Source organism: Pseudomonas sp. LG1E9 (assembly GCF_003290225.1).
Taxonomy (GTDB): Bacteria; Pseudomonadota; Gammaproteobacteria; order Pseudomonadales; family Pseudomonadaceae; genus Aquipseudomonas; species Aquipseudomonas cyclaminis.
This window is the reverse complement of the sequence record NZ_CP029983.1, coordinates 1,972,752-1,987,338: the sequence shown is the minus strand read 5'-3', so window position 1 is coordinate 1,987,338 and position 14,587 is coordinate 1,972,752. Positions and strand designations below refer to the sequence as shown.

Sequence of the window (14,587 nt, the reverse complement as noted above, 5' to 3'; positions counted from 1 at the left end):
TCACTCCTGCTCGGTAGGTTGGTATAGCGTACGCAAATAGGTAACTACAGCAGTTCGTTGTTCGTCCGAGAGCACTGCTTTCCAGGGAGGCATTGCCGTACCTGGTATGCCTTCACGCAAGACGTTCTCCAGATACGCCGTGTTGCCTTTCTTCTCCCAGAAGTTCGCGGGGCGTGGGGAGAGCCCGCGAGATGCAGGCCCATTGCCCTGGCCACTGGCACCGTGGCAGCTAGCACAATTGGTGGAAAATAGAGACTGCCCAAGCGCTACGTCGCTAGACGGCAAGGCGCGCTCGTCCGCTGTATGCAGGCTTTGCACATAAAGCGTGAGTGCCACCAGCGTTGAGTTATCAAGGTCTCTCCAAGCGGGCATTGCTGTCCCGGGCCTGCCGTTCCACAAAACATCGGCTAAATGCCGGGTTGTAAATTGTGCATCGCGCAGGTTAGCCGGACGTGGCAGCAACGTCGGCGCCGCTAAGCCATCACCTGTTCCACTCGGACCATGGCACCCGGCGCAGTTCTCCGCGAAAGCCGCTTGTCCCAGACGTAATGCGATCGAGCGGTCATTTGCGTTAGTAGGTATCACAAAGCCAGGCACTGGCCCATCCAAGCGAGGTCGCGCGGCGATTGCATCTTGGCTTACATTGAGTGACGCCGACATTTCTTCATCTGCCATGCTGTCGTGCGACATCGCGTTACTGCTCTTCTGGGTTGATTGTTGAGCGTCAACCTGCGCCTGAAGCGGATCGTCATAACCCGAAACTTTTCTAGCTCTACCAAGCGTCTGTAAGTAGGCAACGAGGTCAATTCCATCCGATGTCGGTTTGTTGGCATCACCTTTAAACAACCAGGGATAGCCAGGCATTACAGAGTCACGAACGACATATCGAGGATTGAATAGGTGGGTCAGATGCCAATCATTACTTCGTACCTCGGTTTCCCGAGCTAAATCAGGACCAATGCGGCGAGTCCCCCAGAGTTGTGGGTAGTCGTATTTCGTTTCCCATGCTTCAGTGGGCGCCCCCCAGCGACTGACGTCCTGAGCTACGAATCGTACTTGTTGAGTATGACAATAACCGCACCCTTCGCGGGCATATACAATGCGCCCTCGTTCTTCTTTCGCGGAATACTGTTGCATGTTGGCAGGTGCACGGGCCTCGATTTCCTTTTGCAGTTGCTTCCCAGGCAATATCCCGAGCAGCATAAACGACAAGATAAAGAAGCCGATACCGGCTACAAATATGATCAGATAGGCGCTATTGAACAGGCGATGCTTGGTAACCGTTTGCATACCTTAAACTCCCGCTAACGTAGGGTGAATGACGGGAGAGGTACTTACGGCAGCACCGTTGTTTCGGGCTCCTGTAGTTAGGCCCAGGAAAAACGCGATGAAGCCTGCCAGAATCGGCAATCCGCTTAGGTCTCTGATCCACCAGTACGCCAGAGATGCGCGTACAGAGTCCATCCACGGCGCGGTGGTTTCCCATATTTGTGCCTGTACCAAACCGCCGGCCGTTAGTGTGGTGAACATGGCCAGTAGGCCGATAGTTATCAGCCAGTAAGCCCAATTCATCGCCGCTGCGCTGTAGCGGTTGTTTGGTATACGCTGCCAGGCATGGGCAATCCCGCCAGCGGCAACGAAGGTTGCAAAACCCAGCATCGCGAGATGCGAATGGCCAATTACCCAATCGGAAAAGTGAGTCAATCGGTTGACCGGCATCAGAGCCTGGAACGCGCCCTGCAAACTGACGATTAAATAGAACACCGTGCCCGTCCAGACAAACCTCAGAGGGACATCGCTTGCGACTGTCGAAGCTTGGCCTCGCAGTGACATCAGTTGGTTGAATACAACTAGTATCACGTCCATGCCCAAATACACGGAGGCGATAATGGCCGCCTTCTGCGCGTCCATGGGGATAGCCGAATAGACGTAATGGTGAGTGCCATTGAGCGGATAAAAAAAGAATAGAAACCAGAAACCGATCATTGACAAAAAGTGGCTATAGATAGGTCGATTGGTGGCGGCCGGAATAATGTAGTAAGAGATCGCAAGTACAAATGGCGTAACGAACAAACCCACTGCGTCGTGAATCCAAAGCCCGCTGAATGCAGCACCTTGCGCGCCGGGGATAAATGCAGGCGCGAAATTTCCTACTGGATATGCAAGCAGCGTAAATACGGCTCCGCCGATCAGGTACCAAGCCGAAATATACAAGCCTCCTCGTTGCCGCTTAAGCAAGAAAGGCCCCGCGAATTGGGCACATACCAAAATCAGACCGAGTACTACCACTAGGTCCACGATCATTGGGAACTCCGCCCATTCTAAAGACTGTATTGCGAACCATGGGCTATCGAGCCCGAGGGAAATAAGTAACCATCCGGGCAAAAGGACACCAAGATTCCAAATATAGAAAATGACCCAGCCCAATCTGCGACTGAACACCGGGCGATCAGCCAGGCGCGGGACCATGTGGTAACAGAACGCAAAGAAAGCATTGGCAAGCCAACCAAAAAAAATACCTTGTGTGTGATCGAACCTCAGGCGACCCCAGGTCAGCGCTGCGTGGCTACTCAGCAGATCGGGCATTGTCAGCTTCAGAGCAACAAGCAGGCCCGCAAGAGCTGATAGAAACAGTGTGATCACTGCTGCATAACCGTGGGCTTTGATAAGATCGTAATCAATGCGCGGCAAAATATCCGAGGGTTGATTCGCGTCTAGAGCATGCTCTGTTCCAGCTATCAGTCTACTCATGGCTTAGCTCCTTCAACGAAACGGTTTTGGAGCGGCTTAGAATCCATGCTGCCGTTCCTGATCGCTCCTCCGGCGTCAGTGTTATGTCCGTAGGCCCTGCAGAATAACCATCCCATCCTGGTTGGGGATGGGAAATGGCAGCGACCATGACAGCCAATGCTTCGTGATTAAGCGGCTTCGTCCCAATTACAGATTTATATCGTGCAAGGACTGCATTCCAGCTAGGACCTACCGAACGTTGAGTCGCGTCATGACACCCTGCGCAACGCTGTTGGACCACAATTGCGCCTGCGCCGACCAATGCAGTGGTCAACTCGACCTTATCTGTTGAGTCCACTCGCGACGGGAGAGCATCTCCTCGTCGGGTGATATCCGAGGCGCCGTGGGTGCCGATGACCTTCCAAGATATCAACGTGCCGAGCGCCAATACACCAATCAACATAGCCAATGCAGTTCGGGAAATCCCATGGGCCGATGTGTCGCGAACAGGATCACTCATGGTGTCTCCTTGCCATTGAAGAACATCAGATAATCGATGATTGGTTGTACGGCTTCGTCGGGGATGGGCGCTCCATATTCGTCGCGCATTTTGGCGACCTCAGCCGCCCAGGTTTTACGCGGAAATGCAGGTTGGTTGGTAACGTAACGAGGAGAATGGCAGATCACGCATTGTGCCAGAAATTCGCTGCGCCCCGGACCGTCCGGCAAGTAGGGCTCGTCGTGGGGAACAGTGATTGAGTGCACGGGAGCACCAAAATCGACCTTCGGTTCCTCGGCCGCAAAGGCGCTTGGTATCCAAATAGGTAGGCTACACATCAAGGCAAAAAAGAGCATTCTAGGCTGGAGAAATGTCGTCATCTCACACCACCATTCCAGTGGTTTGTTCGATAACCCGGCGCGCATAGCCTCCCCGATTCCACTGGGTGGTCAGTTGACCTTGCCCGGCGCGGTTGGTGGCGCGGACCTTGAACGTGTATCGGCCTTTGTCAAGGGGGGTCCATACGAAGCGCCACCGACGCCAAGAGAACCGGCCGATCTCGGGGTCGAGCGTCGCATCTGCCCAAGTACGCCCGCCGTCAACTGAAACCTCAACCCGAGCGATACCATCGCCGCCATCATTGGCTAAGCCCTCTAGCATGTATGGATGATTTACAAGCAATAGTTCTTCGGGTTCTGGACGTACGAATACGGAGTGAGTGACAAAGCGGTTGATGGGTACCGTTTTCTTGGAGAGGTTTCCTGGCTCCTCGTTGATCTCTGGATTATCAGGAATTCGGTAGGCTTGGTTCATCCAAATATTGCTTAAAGGTTTATCTAGCACCTCAATGTGAGCCAATGATTTAATCCAGTAAGTCGCGTACCAACCGGGTACCACTAAGCGCAATGGAAAGCCATTGAGCATCGGCAGTGGTGCGCCATTCATTGCGTATGCAACCATCACATCACCATCATTGGCATGGTCAAACTTCAATGACTTCACGATCTTTGGCAAGCCTGGCATTGGCGACTCATCCAGCCCAGAAATTGCCACCTCGACTGCTCCTGCTTTAACACCTGCACGATCAAGGAGGTCCTTGAGGCGAACGCCTGTCCACTGTGCATTTCCCATCGCGCCAAATTGCCATTGCCCACCAGGAGGTTTAGGACCAAACAAGCTTCTGGCATTGCCTGAACATTGGTTCATGGCCACCAGTGTCACGGGCTCGAACTCGTTGACCAAGGCATCAAGAGAAAAAGACTGAGGATTGGCAACCTGGCCATCGAGACGCAGTCGAAAGGTTCGCGTATCGACCTGAGTTGGATACCCCGACAGATGCCACCGAACAAAATAGGCTTCGTTAGGCGTCAGGTCCTGGCGAAAATAATGCAGCGGCGTTTCCAACTGCGGCGGACGATCAGTAATCAGAATCAGTCCCGTTTTCTCTGGAAAACGTACAAGGCGTCGTTCGGACTCTGCGGATTCGATCCTATCTAGTTGCGCCAAGTCCGTTCCAGAAAGGGCTTGGCGCGGAAGCAGGCTAGCGAGACCAGCGCTAGTGGCCAACCCGAGTAAACGACGGCGATTCATCATCCAGAACTCATCACTTCCATTCATTATTATTCACCAGGTCGTGGAGTATCAGCAGGCCCTCGAGAAGGCCTGCGTTGTTTCGATCAGTCAGCCTTGAGCGTCGATACCACCTTGTTGCTGGCGAGATCGACGGTGGAGATGCTCAGGTCCTCGTTGAGGACATAAGCCTTCGACTTGTCTTTGGTGAAGACAATGGCCTGGCGGGGTGCCTTCAAACCGGTCACAGTGGTCGTCACTTTCAGCGTTTTGGTGTCTATCACTGACAGGGTGTTGTCACCCAGGTTACCCGAGTAGACGTGCAGTCCGTCTGGAGTCAGGGCTGCACCGTAGGGGTCTTTGCCCACCATAACGGTGGTTGTGATAGCGCGTTTTTGAGTGTCGACAACTGCGATGCTGTTACTGCCGCTGTTAGCCGCGTACAGCGTATTGCCGTCGGCCGATATGGAGATGGCGCGCAACTTGTTGAAGCCAGTGATCTCACCTTCGATCTTATTGGTCTTGCTGTCGACCAGGGTGATTTTGTCGCCAAGAAAGTTGGTGACATAGACGGTTTTGCCGTCAGGGCTTACTCGGATGCCTTGGCGCGGTTGGGAGAAGCCAGGTACCACAGCTACTGGTCGTTGGTGATCAAGGTCAATAACCGACAAGGTGCTGGCGGCCTCGTTGTTGACGTAGAGCAGGCTCCCATCCTTGCTGAGCGTGGTACCAAAAGCACCTGCACCTAACGGAAGATCTGCGATGACTTTTAATGTTTTGGTGTCGATCTTACGAACGACCCCTAAGCTGCTGTCGGAAAGGTAGAACACATCGCCGTTTGGAGAAAAGACAATGTTGCGTGGCGTGATATAGCCGGTGAGAACCTGACGAACCTTGCCGGTTTTCAAGTCGTAGACCACCACGTCAGGACGCTGACTGTAGGAGACTACGGCTGTCGATTCGTCAGGGCTGACAGCCAGTGAGTTGTTATGAATATCACCATCGAAGGTCCAGCGATCTTCCGCTGCCGACGCACTCATTGATGCGGCGAGCGCGATACCCAACGCCAGTGCAGTCACTGTTTTCTTGATCACATTCATCAGAGGTTCCTCACAAGGGGCAGCCAGGCGTGAGATTGCGCCTTGGCAAATGCAGCTCGCTGATTGCTGCTAGACAATGAGTTGACCTTAAGCGCTTGGGATAAATTCCGAAAACAAGTTGTTGTGGTAGTAGTTACCTACTTTTCAAATAGATTTCGTTAGCTTTGGCTCGCAAACTGAGTGCAACTTTGCCAGAACCGTTCAAGTCCGGACGAGATGAATTTTTCCCGGTGGCGGATCAGAAAAAAGCGCCGGCTCAGCCCAGGCAACGCATGCGGCAGTTCAATCAGGTCTTGAGAAGTCAGCAGATCCCGAACGACCCTGCTCGACAGGCAACTGATGCCGATGCCTTGTGCAAGGACGTGTTTGATGGCTTCTGAGCTGCCGATCTGGCGGGTTTCAGCGAGGTCGTGCAGGTGACGCAACAGCAACTGTTCGACTTCCTCCCGAGTGCCCGAGCCAGGTTCGCGGAGAAGCCACTCAGCAGTACGCAGGTCATCAAGGGTGACCTGCGACTTGAGTGCTAAAGGGTGACGTTGGCCCGCTACAATGAGCAGTTCATCTACAAGCCAAGGTTCGGCACTCAGTTCGGGCAAGTGGCACGGTCCCTCAATCAGTCCCATATCAATCTCGAAATCTGCGACCTTCCGGGCGATAGCCATGCTGTTGGCCATATCAACATCGACCCGCAGGTGCGGAGCCGATTGGCGTAACTCGCCAAGTATCAATGGCAAAACATAGTTGCCTATAGTGGTACTACAGCCTACCCGCAAGCGAGTCTTCAGCTCTGCATGCCCTGGAAGGAAGCTGTTTTCTATCTGCAACGCGTTCTCAAGCATGCTTCTGGCCTGGGGCAGTAATGCTTGGCCGTTATTGTTTAACACCAAGCGTTTGCCTACGCGATCGAAAAGCCGGGTATCCAAGGCGCTTTCCAACTCGTTGAGTGCGGCGCTGGTGGCCGATTGCGAAAGTGACACAGCGATGGCCGCGCTGGTGGTGCTGCCCTGTTGCGCAATGGCGCAGAAGATTTGCAATTGACGTAGGCTTAACTTCAATTTTCTACCTCTTTAACAGGTAACGTAAACCTATACTATCCGTTTAGCCGCTAACCTCATCAAGCTATACTTCAGGCAAGTCACATTGAATGAACACTGAAGCGGGAGCGCGAAAATGAGTGATACACGACTCGCAGCGATTATGGGCGGCAGCCATCCACTGGCAGCATTGTCCAATCCACGAGAAGCGATCCGGCAGTTCACACCTAACTGGTTCGCCGCCACGATGGGCACCGGGATTCTGGCTCTGGCTTTGGGCCAACTGCCATTTGCCGCGCAGTGGCCCAAAGTGTTAGGTGAAGCCTTGTGGTTTTTCAATATCGCGTTGTTTTGCCTCTTTACGGTGTTGTACGCAAGCCGCTGGGCCCTGTTCTTTAATGAAGCCAAACAGATCTTCGGTCACTCCACCGTGTCGATGTTTTTTGGAACCATCCCCATGGGGCTGGCGACAATCATCAACGGATTTCTCCTTTATGGCTTGCCACGCTGGGGGGATGGGGTTGTCGCTTTAGCTGAAGTCCTGTGGTGGATCGATGTCGCCATGGCGTTGGCGTGCGGGGTTCTGATCCCGTTCATGATGTTTACCCGCCAGCAGCACAGTATCGACCAGATGACAGCAGTATGGCTGCTACCTGTGGTTGCGGCCGAGGTAGCCGCCGCCAGTGGTGGGCTACTGGCGCCGCACCTTGCTGATGCGAGTGCACAGTTCACCCTGTTGATCACCAGCTACGTGCTATGGGCATACTCAGTGCCCGTTGCCTTGAGTATTCTGGTGATTCTGCTGCTGCGCATGGCATTGCATAAATTGCCTCATGAGAGCATGGCGGCATCGAGCTGGCTTTCATTAGGGCCCATTGGTACTGGTGCGTTGGGGATGCTGGTACTCGGCAGCGACGCTCCGGCGATCTTCGCCGCTCATGGAATGGCCGGCATCGGAGGCGTTGCCGAGGGCATTGGCTTGATCGGTGGTGTGCTGTTTTGGGGGCTTGGATTGTGGTGGATGGTTTTGGCGCTGCTGATTACCGGTCGCTACTTCAGGGAGGGTATTCCTTTCAACCTCGGCTGGTGGGGTTTCACCTTTCCGCTAGGCGTGTATGCGGTGACTACCCTTAAATTGGGCTCCATGTTGCACCTCGCGTTCTTCAATTTTGTGGGCGTGGTACTGGTATTGCTGCTTGCGATCATGTGGATCATCGTCGCGGCCAAAACTTTGGTAGGCGCGTATCGCGGCAACTTGTTCATCTCGCCCTGCATCGCCTCGCTGAACAAGATGAGCAAACCCTGAACCTTTGGCTACTCAATCGACTGTTTGGCGTCACGCAGCGTGGATAGGATGCGTTGCCGAACACTCGGGTGAGTGCAAACAGAAAGCGGGCTGGGGTGTGGCATCTCGAGCAATGAGATATCGGGAAAGGCGTGTCGAACCCGCAGCATCGCCTGCTGAGCGACACGTCCGGCAAATACGACAGTCGCGAGATCAGGAAAATGCGGAAGCAGCGTGATTAGCTTCTCAATTCCCTCCTCAATTTGCGCCCTGCGGAGCGACGCCTTGGGCTTTTCAAGATCGGGCAGCCAAGGATATAGATTCCAGATAACGGTCTCTCGGCGTTCCAACCCAACCTGTTCCATGAAACTTTTGAGGTTGCGTTGTGCAGGCCCCGGATTGTCTCGTGAGACATACCGTGCACGACTGACCGTTCGCGCGGGTGACTCTAGCAATATCAATATTTTGGCGTAGACGCCGCCATCCAACGGATCGAAATACGGCAAGGTTTTGTCGCCCGTGGACTGGGAAATCACCCAGCGCGTCAGTTGCGCAACGTTCGGCATCAGCAGAAAAATTTCTCGCGCTTCAAGCGAAATCCCGAGGGGGGCGGTGCCTTGGTGAGTCGACACTGACAAGACGCTTCCTCTATTGATACGAAATTGCCATTAGGAGGCCACGATATGTTCGATCTTCAAGCTCTTGACCTCGCGCGAATGCAGTTCGCTTTCACCGTTTCATTCCACATCCTGTTCCCGGCAGTTACCGTCGGGCTGGCTGCTTATCTAGCAGTGTTGGAAGGTCTTTGGTTGAGGACGCATGACAATACCTATCGGACCTTATACCACTTTTGGATCAAAATCTTCGCAGTCAACTTCGGTATGGGTGTGGTGTCAGGATTGGTCATGGCGTATGAGTTCGGTACCAATTGGAGCAGATTTTCGTATTTCGCCGGCCCTATAACGGGGACCCTACTGACCTACGAGGTACTGACGGCTTTCTTTCTTGAAGCTGGATTCTTGGGTGTGATGCTTTTTGGTTGGAGTAGAGTCGGCCGTGGCCTACATTTCTTTTCTACCGTGATGGTGGCCGTTGGCACCTTGGTTTCCTCGTTCTGGATTCTCGCCTCTAATAGCTGGATGCAAACCCCACAGGGCTTCAAAATTGATCATGGTCAAGTGATTCCGATGGACTGGCTGAAGATTATCTTCAATCCGTCTTTTCCTTACCGCCTGGTGCACATGTCGATTGCTGCCTTCGTGGCAACGGCGTTCTTTGTCGGCGCTTCAGCAGCCTGGCACCTGTTGGGAGGTCGCGATAACCCGGCCGTCCGTCGAATGTTATCAATGGCGATGTGGATGGCGTTGATTGTGGCGCCGATACAAGCCGTGGTGGGCGATGCTCACGGGTTGAACACTTTGGAGCATCAGCCGGCAAAAATTGCGGCAATAGAGGGCCACTGGGAAAACGTGGGCAATGAGCCGACGCCGTTGATCCTGTTTGGCTGGCCCGATATGAAGGCTGAGAAGACCCGGTTTTCCGTCGAGATTCCCTACTTGGGCAGTTTGATCCTTACCCACAGCCTGGATCGTCAGATTCCTGCCTTGGCATCCTTTGCGCCGGAGGATCGCCCCAACTCGACTATCGTGTTCTGGTCGTTCCGTATCATGGTTGGCTTGGGAATGCTGATGATTTTCACTGGACTGTGGAGTCTATGGTTGCGAAAGCGCGGCACGCTCTACCGGTGCCGCTCGTTCTTATACTTCCTGATGCTTATGGGGCCGTCAGGGCTGATCGCCCTATTGGCCGGCTGGTTTACCACTGAAATCGGTCGTCAGCCTTGGGTAGTGTATGGACTGCTGCGCACTGCCGATGCTTCGTCGAACCATAGCGTGGCGCAGATGAGCATTACCTTAGTGCTGTTTGTCCTGGTTTATTTCGCGCTTTTCGGAACCGGCTTGGGCTACATGATGCGCCTGGTACGTAAAGGACCCCAAAATCACGAAGGCGACGCGCTTAGCCACGGTGGGCCTGGCCATCTGCGAACACCTGCCCGTCCTCTATCTGCCGCCCACGGTGGCGATGCTGATAGCCATCACAAGGGGCATTGACTCATGGGCATTGATCTTCCGCTGATTTGGGCCGTGATCATCATCTTCGGCATCATGATGTACGTAATTATGGACGGCTTTGACCTAGGGATTGGCATTCTTTTTCCTTTCATGAAGGGCTCGGGCGATCGCGACGTAATGATGAACACGGTCGCGCCTGTCTGGGACGGCAACGAAACCTGGCTCGTGCTTGGCGGCGCGGCGTTGTTCGGCGCCTTCCCGCTGGCCTATTCGGTGGTCCTGTCGGCCCTGTACCTGCCGCTGATTTTCATGCTGTTCGGGCTGATTTTCCGCGGCGTGGCCTTCGAGTTCCGTTTCAAGGCCACTGACGAGAAGCGCCACATCTGGGACAAGGCCTTTATCGGCGGCTCCCTGGTGGCGACCTTCTTCCAGGGCGTGGCGTTGGGCGCCTACATCGACGGCCTCCCGGTGGTCGATCGCCAGTACGCCGGGGGCGGCCTAGACTGGCTGACGCCGTTCAGTCTGTTCTGCGGCGCTGCGCTGATAGTTGCGTATGCCTTGCTTGGCTGCACCTGGCTGATCATGAAAACTGAAGGCGTGCTGCAAAAAGCCATGCATAACCTGGCCCGTCCTTTGACGTTGGCACTGCTGGCTGTGATCGCCGTGGTCAGCTTATGGACGCCGCTCGCCCATGGCGATATCGCTGCACGCTGGTTCTGCCTACCGAACCTGTTCTGGTTCCTGCCGGTGCCAGTCCTAGTGTTGGTGACTATGTGGGGGTTGTTCAGGGCCGTGGCGAGCAGTGCTCACTACGCGCCTTTTATCTTGACCCTGGTATTGATCTTTCTGGGTTACAGCGGCCTCGGCATCAGCCTGTGGCCGAACATCGTCCCACCGTTGACGTCGATCTGGGATGCCGCAGCCCCCCCGCAAAGCCAAGGTTTTATGCTTGTAGGTGCTCTGCTCATTATCCCGATCATTCTGGGCTACACCATTTGGAGCTACTCCGTGTTCCGAGGAAAGGTTAACGATCAGGCAGGCTATCATTGAGTGAACTGACACCCTTTAAATGCCTCGGGAATCTCTAGTCCGTTCAGGAATGCAGTCCTTGGGTTACTTCGCCATCAGTGACATTATTGCAGTGCTTGGAGCGTAGCTCGGTACACAGGTGGCCACATCCTTTAATGTGGCGAGTGGTCCCCCTTTTTTGGTTTATACGTAGCTACCGATTTGCGAATCTCTTCTCGGGCCTCATCTGCGCTCCCCCAACGGCCCATCTTTACCCACTTACCCGGCTCCAATGCCTTGTAGCTTTCGAAGAAGTGCTGGATCTGTGCGAGGAGTAATGCAGGGAGGTCAGAGAATTCCTTTATGTTGCTGTACACAGAGCTTAGTTTTTCATGAGGCACCGCGATCACCTTGGCATCCGCTCCAGCTTCGTCCGTCATGTACATCACGCCAACCGGGCGACTACGAATGACAACGCCAGGCGATACCGGGTAAGGGCAAATCACCAAGACGTCCAACGGGTCTCCGTCATCGCTCAACGTATTTGGAATGAACCCGTAGTTGGCCGGATAGAACATGGGCGTGCTGAGGAAGCGGTCTACGAAAATTTGTCCACTCGGCTTGTCCACCTCGTACTTGATCGGCGAGTGGTTTGCAGGAATCTCGATAACGGTGAAGAAGTCATCGGGGATCGCGTTACCAGCTGGAATATCCGTGTAGCTCATGCTCATATCTCCAAGCGTCTAGGAAAGGCCAATGCCACTGACGTTTTTGCCAACAGCGATATGTGGTTCGTTTTTTACGGTAACCAGTACAACAGGTTTACCGGCTATAGGCCGTCAGCGCACGAATGCATCATGTCCTGCATAAAACGCATGGCTGCCAAGATGCTCTTCTATTCTCAGAAACTGATTGTATTTCTCGACCCGCTCCCCTCGACATGGAGCGCCCGTCTTGAGATGGCCAGTACCCATGGCAACAGTCAGATCTGCGATGAAGCTGTCTACAGTCTCCCCGCTACGATGAGAAACCATAGCTCCCCAATTTGCCCCGTAAGCCATTACGATGGCGGCTTTGGTCTCAGTCAGGGTTCCGATTTGATTGGGTTTAATCAGTACAGCATTGGCGACGTTTTCTTTGATGCCTCGTTGAATCCGTTCGACGTTGGTGACAAACAGGTCATCTCCAACCAACTCGATCCGGTTACCCAGCGCAGCATTCAATTGCTTCCAGCCCGACCAATCGTCTTCCGCGAGGCCATCTTCCAGTACCGCAATCGGGTACTTGTCGACCCAGGAGGAATAGAGACTAATCAGCTCTTGAGCATCGACCTTACGACCTTCAGAGCGCAGATGGTAAAGACCGTTCTCATAGAAACCGCTGGATGCTGGGTCGATAGCGATCTCGATCTGAGATCCAGGGGTATAACCGGCCCTTTCAATTGCCTTAATGATCAGCTCAATGGCATCTGAGTTTTTCTTGAGCGTCGGCGCAAAGCCGCCTTCATCTCCGACCGCTGTTGAGTAGCCGGCGTCCTTAAGCACCGCTTTCAGCTCGTGGTACACCTCAGCGCCCCAACGCAAGGCTTCCTTGAAACTGCCAGCCCCTGTAGGTGCAATCATAAATTCTTGGAAGTCAGGGCCTTGCCAGTTTGCGTGAACACCGCCATTGAGAATATTGAACATTGGGACGGGCATTCTTGCTGCTTGCTCGCCGCCCAGATATTGGAACAAGGGCACTTTCATCGCAGAAGCCGACGCTCTGGCTACGGCGAGGCTGACGCCCAAGATGGCGTTTCCTCCAAGCCTAGACTTATCAGGTGTTCCATCCAGCTTAATCATCAGATGATCAATCTGTTCCTGGTCAACTGCATCCTGGCCTCTCAGAGACTCAAGTATTTCGGTATTCACATTGCTAACGGCCTTTAACACTCCTCTGCCGGAATACCTCTTTGGATCATGGTCACGCAACTCAACAGCTTCGTGAGCGCCTGTAGAGGCACCGGACGGGACTGAAGCCCGGCCCAGTGTTCCGCACTCCAAGGTGACGTCGACTTCAACGGTAGGGTTACCGCGTGAATCGAGAATTTCACGTGCATGAATAGCCTGGATTTGCGTTTTCATTGATTTTCTCCAAGGGACGATTCGGGAACGTCATTAACCATGTGAATAAGTCGAGAGGCCTCGATTTCGGAAGTCAGCTCTCCATGAGTATTCTGAACAGCTGCACTGCCGACACCGCAATTGCGGGAACCAAGAAGCCTCCAATAATTAGCTCAGGAATCTCTCCCACCAAGGGCATGAATTGCCCTCCCTTTGCCATCTGGAAAAGCTCCAGCATTTGGTTTGACGCAACCATCACAGAACAGCAGTACGCAGTCTGGGCTTGTAGCATGGCCCGCCTTTGATCTAGCAGATGAAACGTCAGCAACGACACTCCAATGCTTACGATGAAAAGCGCGACGAATTCATAGACGGATCCTGTAAAAAGCCTGCCCATCACAAGCCCGAATACGATGCTCAGCATCACTGCGCTCATGTGGTATCCCATTTCTCTAAAGTGGTTTTGATGAGCCGACGTCGGTGAGTTCCATTTCGCAATCTCATCTTTGGATTGCCCACCACCATCGCGCTCGTAACGTTCAACGTTGCTGTGCTCTCAGCTCGTAGCCAGGTACGCAGGTGATGGTCACGTCTGCCTTGCAGGATTTCTCACTGGGCATGCGCATCGTGACCAAGGCGCCTTCGAGCGAGGTGACGATGTACCAACCCTCGCTCGATACCTTTTGGCTGCCTGCAATGCCCGCCAAAAAAAGCGCCCAAAAAACCAGTCCTACGAGGAGCGGCCTGTTGTCACGAGCCCAGTTGACGGGGGCTGGCTGTGGACGCAGGTTATAAATTCGGTACATGGCGTTTATCCTTTTTACTGGTTGTCCAACAAACCGTGGTTTTCAGCTTTTCGCCTGGCCCACTCGACCGTACTCGATGGGCAATTTGATAAAGCTCAGCGAAAACGCCTCCTTGGCCAATGCTTCCAGCAACTTCTCGCACCCGGGCTCATCAGTGGATATCGTCACTGTGACCGGATGATCAGCACCGCTGAGGAAATGCGCGGTATGCAAATGTCCTAAATGATCCAGGCCTTCCGTACCGCTCACCAGCGTCGCTCCCAACATGCCCTCTCGTTTGGCGAACTCAACCAGCCACTCCCCGAGTGGAAGATGCTGGTAGTTGGTACTCTGTTCAGTGAAAAACGTCAGTTGAAAGCCATTCATGGCAACATCCTCTAAT

The 14,587-nt window shown here is 53.8% G+C and carries 16 protein-coding genes; 3 read left to right on the top strand and 13 right to left on the bottom strand.

Features of this window, described 5'->3' with window-relative positions; all coding sequences use genetic code 11:
• The 7 genes from DNK50_RS09270 to DNK50_RS09245 all read right to left on the bottom strand — a co-directional run bounded on the left by DNK50_RS09270 (position 1) and on the right by DNK50_RS09245 (position 6,953).
• Positions 1-1,290 (bottom strand): cbb3-type cytochrome c oxidase subunit II, encoded by a 1,290-nt coding sequence (locus DNK50_RS09270; RefSeq protein ID WP_012723154.1) that lies wholly within the window; start codon positions 1,288-1,290, stop codon positions 1-3.
• A gap of 3 nt (positions 1,291-1,293) precedes the next feature.
• A complete protein-coding gene (locus tag DNK50_RS09265; protein ID WP_046722265.1) occupies positions 1,294-2,751 on the bottom strand; it encodes a cbb3-type cytochrome c oxidase subunit I in 1,458 nt (485 codons plus the stop codon).
• The gene (locus DNK50_RS28770; RefSeq protein ID WP_012723156.1) at positions 2,744-3,250 is read right to left on the bottom strand and encodes a hypothetical protein; all 507 of its coding nucleotides are present in this window, start codon (positions 3,248-3,250) and stop codon (positions 2,744-2,746) included. The genes DNK50_RS09265 and DNK50_RS28770 overlap by 8 nt, the downstream gene beginning before the upstream one ends.
• Complete coding sequence (locus DNK50_RS09260) at positions 3,247-3,609, bottom strand: hypothetical protein (RefSeq protein ID WP_224265906.1); 363 nt, start codon at positions 3,607-3,609, stop codon at positions 3,247-3,249. The genes DNK50_RS28770 and DNK50_RS09260 overlap by 4 nt, the downstream gene beginning before the upstream one ends.
• A 1-nt stretch (position 3,610) precedes the next feature.
• Positions 3,611-4,846, bottom strand: a complete 1,236-nt coding sequence (locus DNK50_RS09255) for a molybdopterin-dependent oxidoreductase (protein WP_103388956.1) — start codon at positions 4,844-4,846, stop codon at positions 3,611-3,613.
• A gap of 59 nt (positions 4,847-4,905) precedes the next feature.
• A complete protein-coding gene (locus DNK50_RS09250; protein ID WP_012723159.1) occupies positions 4,906-5,898 on the bottom strand; it encodes a beta-propeller fold lactonase family protein in 993 nt (330 codons plus the stop codon).
• Between the two features lie 158 nt (positions 5,899-6,056).
• Complete coding sequence (locus tag DNK50_RS09245) at positions 6,057-6,953, bottom strand: LysR family transcriptional regulator (RefSeq protein WP_012723160.1); 897 nt, start codon at positions 6,951-6,953, stop codon at positions 6,057-6,059.
• A gap of 115 nt (positions 6,954-7,068) precedes the next feature.
• On the opposite strand from DNK50_RS09245, the gene DNK50_RS09240 reads away from it, so the two are divergent.
• Complete coding sequence (locus DNK50_RS09240) at positions 7,069-8,238, top strand: TDT family transporter (RefSeq protein WP_012723161.1); 1,170 nt, start codon at positions 7,069-7,071, stop codon at positions 8,236-8,238.
• Between the two features lie 8 nt (positions 8,239-8,246).
• On the opposite strand, the gene DNK50_RS09235 is transcribed toward DNK50_RS09240, so the two are convergent.
• Positions 8,247-8,855, bottom strand: coding sequence for a uracil-DNA glycosylase (locus DNK50_RS09235; protein WP_012723162.1), 609 nt, complete (start codon positions 8,853-8,855; stop codon positions 8,247-8,249).
• A 45-nt stretch (positions 8,856-8,900) separates the two neighbouring features.
• Between DNK50_RS09235 and DNK50_RS09230 the strand changes: the two genes are divergently transcribed.
• Positions 8,901-10,328, top strand: coding sequence for a cytochrome ubiquinol oxidase subunit I (locus DNK50_RS09230; protein ID WP_012723163.1), 1,428 nt, complete (start codon positions 8,901-8,903; stop codon positions 10,326-10,328).
• 3 nt (positions 10,329-10,331) lie between these two features.
• Complete coding sequence (gene cydB / locus DNK50_RS09225; RefSeq protein WP_012723164.1) at positions 10,332-11,339, top strand: cytochrome d ubiquinol oxidase subunit II; 1,008 nt, start codon at positions 10,332-10,334, stop codon at positions 11,337-11,339.
• A 131-nt stretch (positions 11,340-11,470) separates the two neighbouring features.
• On the opposite strand, the gene ppa is transcribed toward cydB, so the two are convergent.
• The 5 genes from ppa to DNK50_RS09200 form a co-directional block, all read right to left on the bottom strand.
• Positions 11,471-12,022 (bottom strand): inorganic diphosphatase, encoded by a 552-nt coding sequence (gene ppa, locus DNK50_RS09220; RefSeq protein WP_012723165.1) that lies wholly within the window; start codon positions 12,020-12,022, stop codon positions 11,471-11,473.
• Positions 12,023-12,136: 114 nt separating this feature from the next.
• Positions 12,137-13,420, bottom strand: a complete 1,284-nt coding sequence (gene eno, locus DNK50_RS09215) for a phosphopyruvate hydratase (protein WP_012723166.1) — start codon at positions 13,418-13,420, stop codon at positions 12,137-12,139.
• A 73-nt stretch (positions 13,421-13,493) separates the two neighbouring features.
• Entirely contained in the window at positions 13,494-13,835 is a 342-nt protein-coding gene (locus DNK50_RS28765) for a hypothetical protein (protein ID WP_032657050.1), read from the bottom strand.
• A gap of 103 nt (positions 13,836-13,938) precedes the next feature.
• A complete protein-coding gene (locus tag DNK50_RS09205) occupies positions 13,939-14,205 on the bottom strand; it encodes a hypothetical protein (protein ID WP_012723168.1) in 267 nt (88 codons plus the stop codon).
• A 42-nt stretch (positions 14,206-14,247) separates the two neighbouring features.
• Positions 14,248-14,571 (bottom strand): DUF190 domain-containing protein, encoded by a 324-nt coding sequence (locus tag DNK50_RS09200; RefSeq protein WP_012723169.1) that lies wholly within the window; start codon positions 14,569-14,571, stop codon positions 14,248-14,250.
• Positions 14,572-14,587 lie beyond the last annotated feature (16 nt).